Source organism: Paenibacillus sp. GCM10023250 (genome assembly GCF_042653205.1).
Classification (GTDB): domain Bacteria; phylum Bacillota; class Bacilli; order Paenibacillales; family Paenibacillaceae; genus Paenibacillus_Z.
This window is the reverse complement of the sequence record NZ_JBHSHY010000001.1, coordinates 58,439-74,701: the sequence shown is the minus strand read 5'-3', so window position 1 is coordinate 74,701 and position 16,263 is coordinate 58,439. Positions and strand designations below refer to the sequence as shown.

The following is a 16,263-nucleotide window of genomic DNA, read 5'->3' as shown; positions in this document are numbered from 1 at the left end:
GCCAGAATGCCGCATCCTCGCCGCGTCTTCGGACGTATGCCGAACGGCTCGGAGCACGCAAAAAAAGCCCTGTCGCCAGGGCTTTCTTCGTGCGGCGCGTTAAGCGCGCTTGGAACGCTTAGGCGCTGCAGCCTTCGCATTCGTAGTATTGATTGCCGGTCGTTTCTTTGGCTTCGAGCAGCTTGCCGACGACGATGTCGGACAATTCCATGAACTCGAAATCGGCTGCCTTCGCGTGCACCGCCGCGCGCGCTTCTTCTTCGGACTTGCCGACCCAGCTGAACGTCGCCTTCTTGCCCGTCGACGGCACTTCGTATTCAAACAGGAACCGTGTCATGTTATCCTCTCCCATTCTCTATCGTCTGGACTCCGTATGCTTATCCAGTATACCATAAAACGGCGGATCGTACGATCATCATCTAACTATCTTACCGCTTTGGTGGCCTAAGGGCGGGCTCAAAACACGGCGAGCAGCTTGTCCACGGCCGCTGCCGCGTCCACCTCGACTCCGACCTGCACGGGATGGCCGACGGCGGCGCGGTGCCGCAGGTCCGCGACGGTCATGCCGAGGCAGTGCGTGCCGCCGCATTCGACCGACAGGCGCATCGTCTCGGCATGCACGATGCCCGGTTCGACGGCCGCCAGCATCGTCAGCGGATCATGCAGCGGCGCGCACGCCTCGAACCCGTTCGATTCGCGGTAGAATCGGAAGTAAAATTGCATCGAACGGTCGATGAAGTCGGCGATCTCGCGGTTCTCGGGCCTGCAGTTCACGCGCAGCGCGTCCAGCTGATGCTGGTGCAGGCGCGCGCGGAGCGTCACGTCGAGGCCGATCAGCGTAACGGCGAGGCCCGAGCGGAAGACGAGATCCGCGGCGTCCGGATCGCCCCATATGTTCGCTTCGGCGACCGGCGTGACGTTGCCGGGCACGCGGACGGCACCGCCCATGACGTAGACGTGCTTGATCTTATCCGGCAGCCCGGGGTCTCTGCGCAGCGCATGCGCGACGTTGGTCAGCCGTCCGAGCGTCACGAGCGACAATTCGCCGCCGAGCTCCTCGGCCATACGGACGATGAACGCGTCCGCCGGCTCCGCGGCCGGCAGCTGGGACGACGGCGGGAGCTCGACGTCGCCGATACCGTTGCCGCCGTGCACCCGCGTCGCGAATTCCGCATGGCGGACGAGCGGACGAGCGGCTCCCATGCTGACGGGGACGCGGTGCTCGAATCCGGCCAGCTTCACGATGCGGAGCGTGTTCTCCGTCGCTTGCTCGACGGGAATGTTGCCGAAGACGGTCGTAATGCCGACGATGTCGGCTTTGTCCGACTTTAAGCCGTATAGAATCGCCAAGGCGTCGTCGATACCCGTATCGGCGTCGATGATGAATTTTGGGATCGTCATGATGTGGGGTTCACTCTTTCTTCGTTGGAATCGGGCGGGCGCCCATCCCTTCGATTATACGGCGCGAGCGGGCTCGCTGGCAAAACCGACCGTCACCGGATGGCGCGAATGCCCGGCCAGTGCAGCCAGATGTCCCGCATCGGCGCCTTCCAATCCAGGTGATGATCCACGTGCTTGACGCGGAAGAAGATCGCGTACCTCGGCAGCGGCGAGACGTTCGGCGCGACGCCGTGCCCGATCTGGTAATGGACCAGGAACACGTCGCCGGGCTCCCCGCGCGTCTGCACGGGCGCCGGCAGGTCGACCGGAGGCATGCCGTTCAGCAGCGATTCGGGACCGTGCTCCTTGAAGTACGCTTCGTAGAGGCGGTGCGTGCCCGGCCAGACGGTGAAGTTCCCCGCGTAGTCCTCCCGGACCGGGCTGAGCAGCACACCGACGAGCATCGTGAAATTGCCGATCGTCCCTTCCTTCATGCCGTTCGTCGGCGTATACATGCCGTCCAGATGAATGCCCGGCGGCGGCGGCGGATCCTGCAGCGACGGGAAGCGCAGCGCGATCTGGCCGTCTCTGACCGGCAGCGCCTGGCCTTCGCCGATCAAATCCTCGACCAGCGATTTGACCGGCGTCGCGTTGAACAAGTCCGCGATCGGCGGCTTGTTCTGCAATTCCGGGCAGTACGACTGGGCGCGGAAGATCGTCATCCGCTCCGGATCCATCCCTTGGCCGACCGAATGGTTGATGTGGCGCATCGCCCGGTCGACCATGATCTTCGGCACGACGCCGGGGACGTGCACATAGCCATGCTCCAGCATGGCGGATTTTTGCTCGAACGACAGTTGCATGAGACACTTCCTCCTCTTAATGGGCTCGATAGGCTTGGCTCTTGTGTTTGGTACTATTTTACAACTAATAAAACGCTTCCATGCCTGAAAAGTTGCGTCATTCGCGGGGAAAAATCGTGGAGGTCGGCTTGACGGCGGCCGGCCGGGTTGTGCGGAGGGGCAAACCCGGGGTATGCTGGACGTATGCGAACGAAAGGTCGGTGAAGCCGGACATGTTCTATTGGATCGCCCTGCTGATGACCGCGGTCGACCTCGCGGCGAAACGGATCGTGGCGTCGACGATGAGCGTCGGCGACAGCCGTCCGTTCCTGGACGGCCTGCTGCACTTCACGTACTACCAAAATTCCGGCGCGGCGCGGAGCTCGTTTCAAGGCTACGGGCGGCTCTTCGGCGTCGTCGCCGTCCTCTTCATCGTCCTCGTCCTCTACTACCGCAGGACGAAGGGCAGCAGCAGCCGCCTGACGGATGCCGGCCTCGCCCTGCTCGTCGCCGGCGCCGCGGGCAATGGCGCCGAGCGGCTGCTATTCGGCAAGGTTACGGATTTCCTCGTCTTCGGGTCGGGCGACGGCATCCTGAACATCGCGGACCTGTGCATCAACGCGGGCATCGTCGCCGTCCTGCTGCAGCAGCTCCTGCTCCTGCGCAAGCCCAAGAACGACGGCGTCGCGTCGTGAATCGGCCGAACGCCGGCCTAAGGCGGCGCAAGGGGCTGTCCCGGAAGCGATTCGCTTCGGGACAGCCCCTTGCCTCACGATCGGGCCTGCGGATGCCTGCGGGTTACTCGGCGGCGCCAAGAACGGGGCGGCGGCGAACGGTCACAGATGCTTCTCCGCCGCCAATCGGTACGCGGCCTTGGACCGGAGGCCGACCAGCTTCTCCATCGGCTGGCCGTCTTTGTAGACGACGACCGTCGGCGTGCCCATCACGCCGGCCGCGGCCGCGGCGTCCGGCAGCGCGTCGCAGTCGACGTAGACGATGCGGGCCGAGCCTGCCAGCTCTTCGCCCAGCTCCCTGAGAATCGGCTCCAGCGTTCTGCAGGGCTGGCACCACGGCGCGCCGTAATCGACCAGCACGACGCCTTCCCGCGTCAGCTCGTTTAATTGGTTCACGCTTTCCGCTCGCGGTATCGGACTCATGCGCGAGATTCCTCCTTCAATGCTTGAATGGGGCTGCGCATTCAGTATAGAGCCTGCCGCCAATGTCAGAGTCAAGCGCCGGCGCGCAGCGGTTGTTCCCCGTGCCCGCGGGTTACCCTATAGCCAATCGCGAAAACGAAGGAAGGAGGTTCCAGCGCACATGATCGACAAGACAGCCGAATCCGCCGCCGGCGTCCGGCCGCAGCGCCTCTTCGTCGCGGCGCCGCTGCCTGAAGGACTGAAGCGGACGCTGGGCGAATGGACGCGGTCGCTCCAAGCCGGACATCCGTTCCGCAAATGGACGCATGCGGATGACCTGCACGTGACGCTGCAGTTTCTGGGCGACACGGCATCGGACCGGCTGCCGGCGCTGACGGCGGCGCTCGCGGGTGCCGCGGCGTCAGGCGCGGTCCGGCCTTTCCGCCTCGCGCTCGGCGGCGTCGGCACGTTCGGCCGGACCGAGCAGCCGCGCGTGTTCTGGGCGAGCCTCGGCGGCGAGATCCAAGCGCTTCACCGCTTGCATCGCCTCGTCGTCGAAGCGACGGCCCCGCTCGGCTACGAAGCGGAAAAGCGCCCGTACAACCCGCATCTCACGCTCGCCCGCAACTTCGTGGGACCGGATCCGTTCGTCCAGCCGGCGTTCCCCCCAAAGAGCGGGACGATGCCGTCCGCGAACGGTGCGGCGGAAGACGGCTCGGCGGACGACAGCAAGGCTCGCTTTGGCGCCTTGGGCGACGGCAATGACTTAAGCTGGGTCGTCGACGAGATCGTCCTGTACCGCACGCACATGCACCGGCGGCCGATGTACGAAGCGGCCGGACGTTTCCGGCTCGGCTGAGCTTCCCTTCGCCATCGCCGCCCGCGGGAACGTCAGCCGCATGCCGAACAAGCCGCCGCAGGATCCTCATCGGAACTCGCGGCGGCTTGTTCACTGACGCCCGCGCATCACGCAGTCAAGCTCGGCTCTCCGCTCTTGGCCGCAGCGTGCCCGCACCCGCGTAGCGGAAGCCTTCCAGGAGCGCGACGCTCAGCGTCAGCCACATGCCGCCGAATACGAAGCCGGCCGCGGCGTCACTGGGATAGCTCAGCCGCAGCGCGACCGTGCCGATGCCGGTCAAGAGGCATAGTACGGTTACGGCCGCGGCGGCCAGGACGCGATGCTTCGGCCGGCCGCGATGGCGCACCAGCAGATAGGCCGAGAAGCCGTACACGGTCAGCGCCATGAACGTCGGCTCGCCGGGAAACGACAGCCATTCGCCTGTCGGTCCGACCCGGCGGAACAGCTGCCGCAGCCCTTCCTCCAATCCTTCGCCGCCGGCGATGACCACGGCGTAGAAGGCCAGCTCGAGCAGCCGGTCGCGGCTGCCGAGCCCGATCCAGAGCAGCGTCAGCAGCATCGCCGCGGCGAGCGCCGGCATGGCGCCGAGCGCGGCGAAGCGCGTCATCGGCGTAAGCCACTCCGGGCCGAACAGCCGTCCGACGAGGTAAAGGACGACCTCGTCGAAGACGGCGAACTCGTGCGCCAGGAAATTTCGAACGAGGCCGATCATGAGCGAGAAGCAGCCCAGGAACGCCGCGCCGGCCCCGAGTATGAGCAGGCGCACCGTCCCGAGGGAGCGGTAGCGGCGAGCGGCGCGCTCCACCCGCGACTTGGCGAGCGCATACCAGCGCGCGCGGCTTCGTTTGATCAGCGCGTAGGCGGCGTACGCGGCGACCGAGATGATGCCGAAGATGACCAAGTAACGGGTTAGCTCGTGATGGTACTGCTCCCACTTCGGACCGAGCATCTTGCCGAGCGTGATGAAGACGAACACCCACAGAAACGCGCCCGCGTACGAGAATGCCGCATACTTGCGAAACGGCAGTCTGGTCGTGCCCGAGAAGTAACCGGTCATGTGGCGCACGCCGGGAATGAAGAAGGCGATCAGCAGCAGCTTGCAGCCGTATCGGGCGAACCAGCTGGACAACCGGCTGAACTTGTCGGGTCCGAAGTGAAAGCGCGCGCCGCATCGCTCGAAGAACGGATTGCCGAGCCGATAGCCGATCCAATAGGAAGCCGTCATGCCGAGCGACGCGCCGGCCCCTCCCGCAAGCACGGCTAGCAGCCAATGGAGGCGGCCTTCAAAGACGATCAGGCCGGTATAGGTCATCAGCAGCTCGCCCGGCAGCGGCAGCGCCAGCATTTCCAGAAATAAGGACAAAGACAGCACGAGATAGCCGTACGTCTCCAACAACCGGCTTAAAACATCGCTTAACGCGCCCACGGCGCTCTCCTCCCTGCTCGCGGATATGCGTGCCGCGTCCGGCAGACGGGCAGCCCCGTCCGTATCGTCAGCTTCTAGGTTGCCCGCCGCGCCGCCGAGGTATGTTCGCGCTGCGTCTCCCCGATTAAATTTCCCCCTTAGTCCTTCCTCTTAACACGGAAAGAACAAAAGCTTGGCATAATCAAGGCTGAGTTACTGCGCATCCGCGCGGAAGGAGACATCAATGTGAATCGATTGCTGGAAGTCCTGTTTGTATCCTTGCGCCTCGGGCTGACGTCGTTCGGCGGGCCGATCGCGCATTTGGGGTATTTTCGCGAGGAGTATGTGAAACGGCGGAAGTGGCTGACGGAGGAGAGCTACGCGGACGTGGTCGCGCTCTGCCAGTTCCTGCCCGGACCGGCGAGCAGCCAGGTCGGCATCGCGATCGGCATCCGCCGGGCTGGCCTGCTCGGCGGACTGCTCGCCTGGGCCGGCTTCACGCTGCCGTCCGTCGTCCTGCTCATGGCGTTCGCCTACGCGCTGCATGGGCTGGACGTTCGTGACGCGGGCTGGCTGCACGGGCTCATGCTCGCCGCGGTCGCCGTCGTCGCGCAGGCGGTCTGGGGCATGGCCGCGAAGCTGGCGAACGGCAAAATGACGGCCGCCATCGCGATCGCTTCCGCCGTCGCGGCTCTGCTCGTCCCCTCGCCCTTCGTCCAGGCCGGCATCATCGCGGCCTCGGGGCTGATCGGCTGGCGATGCCTGCGAGAGGACGACGCGCGGCCGGCCGAGGCGTGGCCCGCCGCGATCGGGCGCCGGACCGGCGCGTGGTTCCTCGCGGCGTTCGGCGCGCTGCTGATTGCGCTGCCGTTGCTGCGGGCCGCCGTGCCGAACCACGCGATCGCGCTGTTCGACGGCTTCTATCGCGCGGGCGCGCTCGTCTTCGGCGGCGGCCACGTGGTGCTGCCGCTGCTGCAGCAGAGCGTCGTGCCGCCGGGCTGGATGACCGACGGCCAGTTCCTTGCCGGCTACGGCGCGGCGCAGGCCGTACCCGGCCCTCTGTTCACGCTCGCCGCGTACCTCGGCGTCGTGTCCGGTCCGGCGCCGAACGGCATCGCGGGCGGCCTGCTCGCGGTCGCCGCGATCTTCCTGCCGGCGTATCTGCTCGTCGCGGGCGCCCTCCCGTTTTGGCACGCCATCCGCGCGAAGCCGGCCTTCCGCTCGGCGCTCGCGGGCGTCAACGCCGGCGTCGTCGGCATCCTGGCCGCGGCGCTCTACGATCCCGTCTGGACGAGCGCCGTGCGTACGCCGGCCGACTTCGGCTTGGCGCTGATCGCATTTGGGCTGCTGACGGTGTGGAAGCTGCCGCCGTGGCTCGTCGTCGCGGTATCGGCGCTCGGCGGCTTGGCACTGCCTTACCTGTAAGAAGAAACGTATAACGAATCCGCACCATCCAATTAGGGAGCCGGCGGACCCGCCATGTTCACGAGACAGTAATACAATCGACGCTTTTCCGCCGCCATTCGGATGACGCGGCTCGCGTCGACCATGGTATGATGGGATGCAAAAGAGCGTGCGGGATCACACTTAAACCAGGAGGCGATCGATCGATGTGGAAGCCCGACCGCGGCAGCGGCATGCCGCTCTACGCCCAAATCGCCGACGATTTGGCGCGGCGCATCTCGTCCGGCGAGTTTCCGCCGGGCAGCCGGCTTCCGTCCGAGCGAAAGCTGGCGGAGCTGCTCGGCGTCAATCGGAGCACGGTCGTGTTGGCCTTCGGCGAGCTTCGCGCGGCGGGCATCGTCGAGAGCCGGACCGGCAGCGGCACGCGCGTCAGCCGCGCCGGCTGGGGCACGGCGCCCAAGCAGACGCCAAACTGGAGCCGCTACGCCGAAGACGGCGGCTTCCTCCCGAACCTGCCGCTCATGCGGCACATCCGCGAGTCGTTGTCGCGGCAGCCGTCCCTGATCGATTTCGCGAGCGGGGAGCTGGCCGCGGATTTGGCGCCCGCCGCGGAGATCGCGGCCTTGCTGCGGGAGCAGGACGATATCGCCTATCTGGGCTACGACAACCCGCAAGGCCATATGCCGCTCCGCGAGGCACTCGCGTCCTATCTCGCCGAATACCGGGGCATACGGACGACGGCCTCGTCCGTGCTCATCACGTCCGGCTCGCAGCAGTCCCTTTTCCTCATCGCGCAATGCCTGCTGGCGCCGGGCGACGCCGTCGCCGTCGAGGATCCGTCCTACTGCCGCTCGCTGCCGATGTTCCAGTCGGCCGGCCTCCGCGTCTTTCGCCTGCCCGTGGACGAGCACGGCGCGCGGCCGGAGGACATCCGGGCGCTGCGCAAGAAGCATCGCGTCAAGATGGTGTTCCTGAACCCGAATTACCAGAACCCGACGGGCACGGTGCTCGCCGCGGAGCGCCGGAAGCAGCTGTTCGAAGCCGCCAGCGGCCTCGGGCTGCCGATCGTGGAGGATGATCCGTTCAGCCTCACCGCCTTCGGCGAACGGCCTCCAGCGCCGCTGAAAGCCATGGACGAGGACGGCACCGTTCTCTACATCGGCTCCTTCTCCAAAATCGCGGCCTCCGGCCTGCGCGTCGGCTGGATGGTCGCCCCGAATGCCATCGTCGAGCGGCTGGCGGACGCCAGGCAGCAGATGGACTTCGGCCTCAGCGTCATTCCGCAGCGGATCGTCGCGCGGTTCCTGGAATCGCCGTATTTCCGTCCTCACCTGGAACGGCTGCGGACGGAGCTGCAGTTCAGGCGCGATCTCCTGATCGAGGCGCTCCGCAAAGAGCTGCCGGACCGGATCGAATTCGGCATCCCGCGCGGCGGGCTCCATCTCTGGTGCCGGCTGCGCGGCGGTGTGCCGGACGGCAAACTGCTCGAGGAAACGATTCGCCGCGGCGCCGTCTTCGTTCCCGGCAGTGTCTACGGCTCGGAGCCGGGCTTCGTCCGGTTCACGTACGCGAGACCGCGCGGGGAAGACATCGGACCGGGCATCGCCGCCTTCGCCGAAGCGCTGCGAGCGCTCGAACAAGGCGCGGGCGGCCGGTAACCCTCGCAGCGGGCCTCAGGCATGCGGGCGTTTGCATGCTTTATCCTTGAGCGGCCGATACCCCGATCCCCGTCCGCCGGGCGGCTTCGCCCGAAACGCGAACAAACCGCGGAGCGCATGCTCCGCGGTTTGTTCGCGTTTCGGTTTTGTAAAGCTGCATTAGCGATCAATGAAAATAATCAGACAGATGGCCGCCACCGCCAGCCCGATCGCGTAAATGCCCGTCAGACTCATCCACTTGCGGCCGGTGTTGCGAAAATAGTCCGGATTTTCCTGCTTGTTGCTTTTGGATTCCCCGATCATGATCGTCGCCGCGACGCCCGCGGCCATAACGATGCCGACCAGGATGAATAATATCGTCATCCGTCATCACCCGGTTATAGTATAAGCGGCCGGCTTGCCGCTGACACCCGCCATTCGCAAGGCAGCGGACGCCATCCATTTCCCGGGCGCCGCGCGTTCGTTACGGATTGTTCGTATGCTGCTTGGTCGACAGTTTTGCCGAAGGCGTCCCTTTACCGTAATGCGCCTTGTTTTTCTCCTGCTTCGCCTGCGCGTTCTTCACCTTGCTTACGAATTCATTCGTCGATTCCATTCGGGTTCCCTCCTTTGCGTATGGCTGACCATAGCGTCTCCCCGTTCCCGAAGAGGTATGCAGGCGGGAAGCCGTCACCTCCGAAGGCGCTTGCAAGCCGGCGCGCCGCATCAGGCGGGCGGACGCGGCAGGTCCGGCTCGGGCGCGCCTTGACGGCGGTTCGCGAAGCGGGCGGCCACGAACAGCAGGTCGGACAGCCGGTTCAAATATTTCAGCACCACCGGGTTCAAGTCCTCCTCGCGCCTCACCTCGACGGCCAACCGCTCCGCCCGGCGGACGACCGTCCGCGCCGCGTGCAGCGCCGCCCCGCACGGCAGTCCGCCGGGCAGGATGAAGTTCGTCAACGGCGGCAGCTCCGCCTCCATCCCGTCGATATAGGCTTCGAGACGATCGACGTCCTCCTCCTTGATCGGCCAGGCGGGCTTCAGCAGCGACGGCGTCGACAGCTCCGCCCCGACGTGGAACAGCTTCGCCTGCACCTCGAGCAGCATGGCGCGGAACGACTCCCATTCGCTGCTTCCTTCGAGCGCGGACAACGCGAAGCCGATCATCGAATTCGCTTCGTCGACCGTGCCGTACGCCTGAACCCGTGCCGCGTTCTTCGGCACCCGTTTGCCGGACACCAGGCTCGTTTGGCCTTTGTCGCCCGACTTCGTATATATTTTCATGCCGATCCTCCTCCCATCCCGTTAGCGCGCTACATATTGCGCCGATACTGGCCACCGACCTCGTACAGGGCGGCCGTGATCTGCCCGAGCGACGCGAAGCGCACGACGTCCATCAGCGCCTCGAACACGTTGCCCCCGCTCCTCGCGGTCTCCTTCAGCCGCTCCAGCGCCGCCTCGTTCCGATCCCGGTTCCGCTGCCGGAAGGCTTCCAGATTGCGGATCTGCTCGCGTTTCTCCTCGTCCGTCGAACGCGCCAGCTCCATGTCGTCCAGCCGCTGCTCCGGCTGCGGATTCACGAACGTATTCACGCCGACGATGGGCAGCTCGCCGGAATGCTTCTTATGCTCGTAGGCCAGCGATTCGTCCTGGATCTTGCCCCGCTGGTAGCCGGTTTCCATCGCCCCGAGCACTCCGCCGCGGTCGTGGATCCGCTGGAATTCCAACAGCACGGCCTCCTCCATGAGGTCGGTCAGCTCTTCGATGATGAAAGCGCCCTGCAGCGGGTTTTCGTTCTTCGCCAGCCCGAACTCCCGGTTGATGATGAGCTGAATCGCCATCGCACGCCGGACCGAGCTTTCCGTGGGTGTCGTGACAGCTTCGTCGTAGGCGTTGGTATGCAGCGAGTTGCAGTTATCATAGATCGCGATCAGCGCCTGGAGCGTCGTGCGGATGTCGTTGAAGTCCATCTCTTGCGCATGCAGCGAGCGGCCGGACGTCTGGATGTGGTATTTCAGCTTCTGGCTCCGCTCGTTCGCGCCGTACTTCTCCTTCATGACCGTCGCCCAGATCCGGCGCGCCACCCGTCCCATGACGCTGTATTCGGGATCCAGCCCGTTGCTGAAGAAGAACGACAGGTTCGGGGCGAAATCGTCGATGCGCATGCCCCGGGCCAAATAATACTCGACGTACGTGAATCCATTCGCGAGCGTGAAGGCGAGCTGGGTCACGGGATTGGCCCCTGCCTCCGCGATGTGGTACCCGCTGATGCTGACGGAATAATAATGGCGCACGCCGCGGTCGATGAAATATTGCTGGATGTCGCCCATCATCTTGAGCGCGAATTCCGTGCTGAAGATGCACGTGTTCTGCCCCTGGTCTTCCTTCAAAATATCCGCCTGCACGGTGCCGCGGACCGCCCGCAGCGTCGCGGCCTGCAGTGCCGCGCGCTCGGCTTCGTCCGGTTCCCGGCCGTGCTCCGCGGTGAAACGCTCGGTCTGCTGGTCGATCGCCGCGTTCATGAACATCGCGAGAATCGCCGGGGCCGGGCCGTTGATCGTCATTGACACGCTGACGGTCGGATGGCAAAGGTCGAAGCCGGCATATAGCTTCCGCATGTCGTCGAGCGTGCAGACGTTCACGCCGCTATTGCCGATCTTCCCGTAGATGTCGGGCCGCTCGCTCGGATCCTGGCCGTACAGCGTGACGCTGTCGAAGGCCGTGGACAGCCGCTTGGCCTCGTCGTTCCGGCACAGATAGTGGAAGCGGCGGTTCGTCCGCTTCGGCGTGCCTTCGCCGGCGAATTGCCGTTTCGGATCCTCCGAGGTCCGCTTGAATGGGAAGACGCCGGCCGTATAAGGGTAATGGCCGGGCAGGTTCTCCGTCAGCCGCCAGCGCAGCAGCTCGCCGGCATCCTCGAACCTCGGCAGGCTCACGCGCGGCACGCGCGTCCCGGACAGCGACTCGGTCGCCGATTCCTCGCGCGGCGGTATCGGCGCGCCATCGGTCCTGACGCTCAGCTCCTGCCGGTACGCCGCTCGGATGGCCGGCCAATCGTCGAGCAGCTTCCGGCACGCCGGATCGAGCGCCGCCTCGCGATCCGCGAGCATCGCGCCCAGCTTCGCGGCGATGTCGGCCGTCTCCTCCGCGCTCACGAACCTCGCGCCGTCGGTCGCCAGCTGCTCCATCGCGCCGCGGAGGTGGGCGATCCGCCGGGCGGCCTCGACCTGCGCGTCCACGAAGCGCCTCCGGCGGCGGATCGTCTGCACGATCTCGTTCAAATACCCGCTGCGCTCGGCGGGAATGATCGCCGGCCGCGCCGCCGGTTCATGCGCTGCCGCAGACGGGGCTAAGGCTGCGGCGTCTCGGGCGGAACCAGGCGGCACGTGCGGCTGCGGCGCGTTCGCGGGCGAGGCCGCGGCCGGCGATCCGTCTCTAGGATCGTCCGACGGTTTCAGGCCGGCCGGCCAGCTCTTGCCGGTCTTCGCCTCGACGATCGCCATCAGCCGCCGGAACAGCCGCGACGTGCCGGGATCATTGAACTGGCTGGCGATCGTGCCGAACACGGGCAGCTGCTCGTCGGCCGCGTCGAACGCCTTCCGGCTGCGTTTGAACTGCTTGCGCACGTCGCGCAGCGCGTCCGCCGAGCCGCGCCGTTCGAATTTGTTGATCGCGATGATGTCGGCGTAATCGATCATGTCGATCTTCTCCAGCTGGCTCGCGGCGCCGAAATCGCTCGTCATGACGTACATCGCCGCGTCGCAGACGTCCACGACGGCCGCGCTCCCTTGGCCGATGCCGCTCGTCTCCACGATGACGAAGTCGTAGCCGGCCCGCTTGACCACCGCGATCGCGTCGCGGATCGCGTCGCTGATTTCCGAGCCGGAGCCCCGCGTCGCGAGGCTGCGCATATAGGCGCGCGGGTTCTGGATCGCGTTCATCCGGATCCGGTCGCCGAGCAGCGCGCCGCCCGACTTCCGCTTCGTCGGGTCGACGGACAGCACCGCGATCGTACGCCCGGGATAGGCGTCGAGGTAGCGCCGCACCAGCTCGTCGGTGAGCGAGCTTTTGCCCGCGCCGCCCGTCCCCGTAATGCCGAGGACCGGCGCCGGCGGCGTGTCCTCCGCCTGCAGCCGCGCGAGCGCCGCGGCTTCCGCGCCGCCCAGCTCCGCGCCCGCCGCTCGGTCCTCCGCGAGCGAGATCATCCTGGCGACGGCGCCCCAATTCGCCGTGCCAAGCGCCTGCATATCCGCCTCCGCCTGCCGCGGCGTCCGGCGGTCGCAGTCGCGGACCATAAAATCGATCATGCCCTGCAGCCCCATCGCGCGCCCGTCGTCCGGCGAAAACACTTTGGCGATGCCGTACCGTTCCAGCGCTTCGATCTCGGACGGCAGGATGACGCCGCCGCCGCCGGCAAAAATCCGGATATGGCCCGCGCCCTGCGCCTTCAGCACGTCCAGCATGTACGTCAAATATTCCAGATGGCCGCCTTGGTAAGAGCTGACGGCGATGCCCTGCGCGTCTTCCTGGATTGCCGCCGCGGTGACCTCCTGCACCGACCGGTTATGCCCCAGATGAATGACCTCGACGCCGGAGTCCTGAAGCAGCCGCCTCATGATGTTGATGGAAGCGTCGTGCCCGTCGAACAAGGCGGCGGCCGTTACGAAGCGCACCGGATGAACCGGGCGATACGCTTGCGTATCCATGATGCACCCGCCCTTCCGCGGCTGTGCGCCGCACCGAATTGCTGCGTTCCTTATTACCTTATTTCGGTTTCACGCGAGAGATGCCGTTTCGGAGAACCGGTTGCTGCCGGCCGCGGCCGCCAGCCGCTGCCCGGGCAAAAGAAAAAGGCGCCAAGGCCGAATGCCTTGGCGCCTTCCCAACTGGAGCCCCGCTCGCGGTCAAGACGCGGCGTTATGAACCTTACGCCTGCTCCGTTACGCTGCCGGATTGCACGATTCGCGATCTTTGGGCGGTTACTTTATGGGCTTCATAAGACGCTTCGAGAGCTCATATGAGCTTCGCTCTATCCGATTGTGGGCTAGCTGTCCCGTGTTTGGTTATTTTATGAAGTTCAATTGTCAATTCCGAATTACGTGAGCATTGGAGACCCAATAATTAGGGTATCATTTTGCTCGGCCAGCCGCCCAATTTCCTCGATCGTATGCCGGCTGATCTCAAGGAAGAAATCGTCTATTCCGCCTGGCGCGAAAGTGAAAAGAATACGTCCCGTATCATGCCCGACGTTAGCCCACGCGTGAGGAATGCCTCTGGGAACCACGACACTCGTTCCTGGTGTAGCTTCAAATTCCTCTTCACCCACTTGGAAACGGAAAGTCCCTTCAAGAATCTCGAATACCTCTTCCCTTTCCTTATGAATATGTTTCGGCGGGCCAATCAAAGCTGGTACACGAGCTTCAATGACCGTTATTGCTCCGCCAACTTGGCTGCTGTGAATGCGAATAGCCATTTGTTCACCCGGCATCGTATCGAACCATTCGAGATCCTCGGCGAAAGTAACTGCTGCCTTGGTTACGGAACTAGTTGTTTGTTTCATTTTCATTTCTCCTCGCTGCAAGGCGTTATCATTATTTCCCGCTGTATGAACTCCTTCTTCTTATATTGCAAACTTTTGGCCGATTAGTTGTTCACTGAGGCTCCAGAGCCGATCGGCTGCTGCCGAATCAACCGCATACGGCATCACGCCTGAATCCGTTAAAGTCGACTCGTTGTCCAAATAAAAATCCGACTCATTGTCATGACCCAGAGGGGCGATATCACAGTTCTCGCAATAAACGCCGCCCCTATTGTTAAGTTGTGGGCTCGTCGCGCACCATACGCTGGTAGCAGCCCCTTGTTCTACAGTCTTGAGATTTTTGGCGGGATCTAGAACCGGTTGTCCGTTCTCGTCGATGACACCGGCTGCTCGAAGTTCCTCTTCCGACAGATGTTTTTCGAGACCGGTGCCGACGATGCTGCCCGGATGAAGGGAAAACGCCCTCACGCCGTCGGCCTGGCCGCGTTTATCCAGCGCAACCGCAAAGAGAATGTTTGCCGTCTTAGACTGCCCATAGGCTGCCCAGCGGTCATAGTCACGCCGATCGAAGTTAGGATCCTCAAACACGACAGGCGAAAAGTGATGCCCCCAGGAAGAAACCGACACCACGCGCGCGCCGTTCGCCTTGCGCAGCGCTGGCCATAGCCGTGCAACAAGCTGGAAATGGCCCAAATGGTTCGTCGCGAATTGTGATTCATAACCCCTCGAATCGCGGGACAAAGGAGACGCCATAATGCCCGCGCTGTTTACCAGGATATGCAGTGCTTGCCCGGTAGCAAGAAACTTGTCTGCAAAGGCATTAATCGAAGCTGGGTCCATTAGGTCCATCACTTCAATATCAACGCCGTCAATGTTTGCAAGTGCGCTCACCGCTTTATTGACGTCACGCGTTGGAACAATAACCTTGGCTCCTGCAGAACGCAGTACGCGCACGGTCTCAAGTCCAAGTCCGGAATAGCCTCCGGTGACGATGGCCGTTTTATTGGTAAGATCAATACCTTTAATAACCTCTTCGGCTGTTACAGTAGCTCCAAATCCGGAGCCGATTGGTGTTTGTTTTGTTGTCATCATAAATTCTCCTTTAAAGGTCATGATAATAAATGGCTTATCTTGTATTTGCTATCCATTTCGAAACCGATAGCCGCAAAGTCCAGCTAAAACAATCGGCAACCCTTGCAGTAGCTTTTAAATGCTGTGGTCCTCATTGCAGGCCTCCTTTTTGATATTTAGACAAATAACGTTTAATGTCTATATGACGATAATATACGAATAGACAAAGTGTGTAAAGTGTATAATAATAACATCATGGACGACAAAAAAAAGCTGCATCTGCTAACCGTTGCTTTGGACGTGTTTTTCAAGTATGGCTATAAGCGAGTGTCAATGAATGAACTCGCAGAAGCCGCCGGCATATCGCGTGCGGGTCTGTATTTGTACTTTAAGAACAAGGAGGAAGTTTTTAACGCGACGATTCTTCATTATGGCGACCTTCTTATTGAAGAAATAGTGGAAGGACTTTCTTCCAAGAAAACGCCTGAGGACAAAATTTTATTTGCGTTCGAGGTTTGGTCTATAAACAATTTCGATCAATCGTTGAACTCACCGGAAGTAAAAGAAATGACTGAGAGCTCGTATACATTCGCTCAAGAGGCACTCCATGCGAGCTACAAGAAGCTTGAGGTCGTTCTAGTCAGTATCTTGGAATCTCATCCGAAATCCGCCAAAAGCTTAGATACCCTTTCTCCAGAGAAATTGGCTCATCTCTTAACAAGTGCCACTCGCGGGTTTAAAATTGTCGCCAAAAACTCCTCGGAGCTTCGCGAAATGATTAAAGAATTGCTTCGAATGATTCTTAACGATTAGGAGTGTTTCATTACTTGCTGCTTGGAAAGCCGACGATGCATCGGCTTTTTGCTTTTTTATATTTAATTATCCGCACAAATGATAAATCACACTGCCCTTCAGGTGATCCCACCACAACCCGCCGGCCGCGCAAAAAAAAAAGCCAAGCCCTAATCAGGCTTGGCGGTAAAGCGAATC

At 62.9% G+C, this 16,263-nt stretch carries 16 protein-coding genes; 5 read left to right on the top strand and 11 right to left on the bottom strand.

All coding sequences use genetic code 11. The annotated features are described in order from the left end of the window. Window positions 1-118: 118 nt before the first annotated feature. From ACFPB1_RS00345 to ACFPB1_RS00335, 3 genes are all read right to left on the bottom strand, one after another. On the bottom strand, window positions 119-337 hold the full coding sequence (locus ACFPB1_RS00345) for a hypothetical protein (protein WP_379220643.1): 219 nt from the start codon (window positions 335-337) through the stop codon (window positions 119-121). A 119-nt stretch (window positions 338-456) separates the two neighbouring features. Beyond that, entirely contained in the window at window positions 457-1,401 is a 945-nt protein-coding gene (locus ACFPB1_RS00340) for a nucleoside hydrolase (protein ID WP_379220641.1), read from the bottom strand. Between the two features lie 92 nt (window positions 1,402-1,493). After that, the gene (locus ACFPB1_RS00335) at window positions 1,494-2,243 is read right to left on the bottom strand and encodes a hypothetical protein (RefSeq protein WP_379220639.1); all 750 of its coding nucleotides are present in this window, start codon (window positions 2,241-2,243) and stop codon (window positions 1,494-1,496) included. 212 nt (window positions 2,244-2,455) lie between these two features. Between ACFPB1_RS00335 and lspA the strand changes: the two genes are divergently transcribed. Beyond that, window positions 2,456-2,917, top strand: coding sequence for a signal peptidase II (lspA, locus tag ACFPB1_RS00330; protein WP_379220637.1), 462 nt, complete (start codon window positions 2,456-2,458; stop codon window positions 2,915-2,917). A 141-nt stretch (window positions 2,918-3,058) separates the two neighbouring features. Here the strand turns inward: lspA and ACFPB1_RS00325 are convergent, their stop codons facing one another. Further along, window positions 3,059-3,379, bottom strand: a complete 321-nt coding sequence (locus tag ACFPB1_RS00325) for a thioredoxin family protein (protein ID WP_379220635.1) — start codon at window positions 3,377-3,379, stop codon at window positions 3,059-3,061. Between the two features lie 160 nt (window positions 3,380-3,539). Between ACFPB1_RS00325 and thpR the strand changes: the two genes are divergently transcribed. Beyond that, on the top strand, window positions 3,540-4,217 hold the full coding sequence (thpR, locus tag ACFPB1_RS00320) for an RNA 2',3'-cyclic phosphodiesterase (protein WP_379220633.1): 678 nt from the start codon (window positions 3,540-3,542) through the stop codon (window positions 4,215-4,217). Between the two features lie 115 nt (window positions 4,218-4,332). On the opposite strand, the gene ACFPB1_RS00315 is transcribed toward thpR, so the two are convergent. Further along, window positions 4,333-5,643 (bottom strand): VTT domain-containing protein, encoded by a 1,311-nt coding sequence (locus tag ACFPB1_RS00315; RefSeq protein ID WP_379220631.1) that lies wholly within the window; start codon window positions 5,641-5,643, stop codon window positions 4,333-4,335. 225 nt (window positions 5,644-5,868) lie between these two features. Between ACFPB1_RS00315 and chrA the strand changes: the two genes are divergently transcribed. Beyond that, window positions 5,869-7,047 carry a chromate efflux transporter gene (gene chrA / locus ACFPB1_RS00310; RefSeq protein ID WP_379220629.1) on the top strand — a complete coding sequence of 393 codons (1,179 nt, stop codon included), beginning with the start codon at window positions 5,869-5,871 and terminating at the stop codon, window positions 7,045-7,047. 185 nt (window positions 7,048-7,232) lie between these two features. Further along, a complete protein-coding gene (locus tag ACFPB1_RS00305; RefSeq protein ID WP_379220627.1) occupies window positions 7,233-8,684 on the top strand; it encodes a PLP-dependent aminotransferase family protein in 1,452 nt (483 codons plus the stop codon). A gap of 159 nt (window positions 8,685-8,843) precedes the next feature. Here ACFPB1_RS00305 and ACFPB1_RS00300 read toward each other — a convergent pair whose 3' ends face one another. The 6 genes from ACFPB1_RS00300 to ACFPB1_RS00275 all read right to left on the bottom strand — a co-directional run bounded on the left by ACFPB1_RS00300 (window position 8,844) and on the right by ACFPB1_RS00275 (window position 15,291). After that, window positions 8,844-9,047 (bottom strand): hypothetical protein, encoded by a 204-nt coding sequence (locus ACFPB1_RS00300; protein ID WP_379220625.1) that lies wholly within the window; start codon window positions 9,045-9,047, stop codon window positions 8,844-8,846. Window positions 9,048-9,147: 100 nt separating this feature from the next. Further along, window positions 9,148-9,279, bottom strand: coding sequence for a DUF4023 family protein (locus ACFPB1_RS00295; RefSeq protein WP_379220623.1), 132 nt, complete (start codon window positions 9,277-9,279; stop codon window positions 9,148-9,150). A gap of 110 nt (window positions 9,280-9,389) precedes the next feature. Then, the gene (locus ACFPB1_RS00290; RefSeq protein WP_379220621.1) at window positions 9,390-9,947 is read right to left on the bottom strand and encodes a cob(I)yrinic acid a,c-diamide adenosyltransferase; all 558 of its coding nucleotides are present in this window, start codon (window positions 9,945-9,947) and stop codon (window positions 9,390-9,392) included. A 29-nt stretch (window positions 9,948-9,976) separates the two neighbouring features. Further along, window positions 9,977-13,369, bottom strand: a complete 3,393-nt coding sequence (locus tag ACFPB1_RS00285; protein WP_379220619.1) for a methylmalonyl-CoA mutase family protein — start codon at window positions 13,367-13,369, stop codon at window positions 9,977-9,979. Window positions 13,370-13,758: 389 nt separating this feature from the next. Next, window positions 13,759-14,223, bottom strand: coding sequence for a cupin domain-containing protein (locus ACFPB1_RS00280; protein ID WP_379220617.1), 465 nt, complete (start codon window positions 14,221-14,223; stop codon window positions 13,759-13,761). A 60-nt stretch (window positions 14,224-14,283) separates the two neighbouring features. After that, window positions 14,284-15,291 (bottom strand): oxidoreductase, encoded by a 1,008-nt coding sequence (locus ACFPB1_RS00275; protein WP_379220615.1) that lies wholly within the window; start codon window positions 15,289-15,291, stop codon window positions 14,284-14,286. 237 nt (window positions 15,292-15,528) lie between these two features. On the opposite strand from ACFPB1_RS00275, the gene ACFPB1_RS00270 reads away from it, so the two are divergent. After that, window positions 15,529-16,086, top strand: coding sequence for a TetR/AcrR family transcriptional regulator (locus ACFPB1_RS00270; RefSeq protein WP_379220613.1), 558 nt, complete (start codon window positions 15,529-15,531; stop codon window positions 16,084-16,086). Window positions 16,087-16,263 lie beyond the last annotated feature (177 nt).

What these genes read in the sequence shown, in the direction of transcription:
- ACFPB1_RS00290 (WP_379220621.1), bottom strand. Translation starts at nt 9,947, where the DNA reads ATGAAAATATATACGAAGTCGGGCGACAAAGGCCAAACGAGCCTGGTG.
- ACFPB1_RS00335 (WP_379220639.1), bottom strand. Translation starts at nt 2,243, where the DNA reads ATGCAACTGTCGTTCGAGCAAAAATCCGCCATGCTGGAGCATGGCTAT.
- ACFPB1_RS00270 (WP_379220613.1), top strand. Translation starts at nt 15,529, where the DNA reads ATGGACGACAAAAAAAAGCTGCATCTGCTAACCGTTGCTTTGGACGTG.
- ACFPB1_RS00300 (WP_379220625.1), bottom strand. Translation starts at nt 9,047, where the DNA reads ATGACGATATTATTCATCCTGGTCGGCATCGTTATGGCCGCGGGCGTC.
- ACFPB1_RS00305 (WP_379220627.1), top strand. Translation starts at nt 7,233, where the DNA reads ATGTGGAAGCCCGACCGCGGCAGCGGCATGCCGCTCTACGCCCAAATC.
- ACFPB1_RS00325 (WP_379220635.1), bottom strand. Translation starts at nt 3,379, where the DNA reads ATGAGTCCGATACCGCGAGCGGAAAGCGTGAACCAATTAAACGAGCTG.
- ACFPB1_RS00285 (WP_379220619.1), bottom strand. Translation starts at nt 13,369, where the DNA reads ATGGATACGCAAGCGTATCGCCCGGTTCATCCGGTGCGCTTCGTAACG.
- ACFPB1_RS00340 (WP_379220641.1), bottom strand. Translation starts at nt 1,401, where the DNA reads ATGACGATCCCAAAATTCATCATCGACGCCGATACGGGTATCGACGAC.
- ACFPB1_RS00275 (WP_379220615.1), bottom strand. Translation starts at nt 15,291, where the DNA reads ATGACAACAAAACAAACACCAATCGGCTCCGGATTTGGAGCTACTGTA.
- lspA (WP_379220637.1), top strand. Translation starts at nt 2,456, where the DNA reads ATGTTCTATTGGATCGCCCTGCTGATGACCGCGGTCGACCTCGCGGCG.
- ACFPB1_RS00280 (WP_379220617.1), bottom strand. Translation starts at nt 14,223, where the DNA reads ATGAAACAAACAACTAGTTCCGTAACCAAGGCAGCAGTTACTTTCGCC.
- ACFPB1_RS00345 (WP_379220643.1), bottom strand. Translation starts at nt 337, where the DNA reads ATGACACGGTTCCTGTTTGAATACGAAGTGCCGTCGACGGGCAAGAAG.
- thpR (WP_379220633.1), top strand. Translation starts at nt 3,540, where the DNA reads ATGATCGACAAGACAGCCGAATCCGCCGCCGGCGTCCGGCCGCAGCGC.
- ACFPB1_RS00295 (WP_379220623.1), bottom strand. Translation starts at nt 9,279, where the DNA reads ATGGAATCGACGAATGAATTCGTAAGCAAGGTGAAGAACGCGCAGGCG.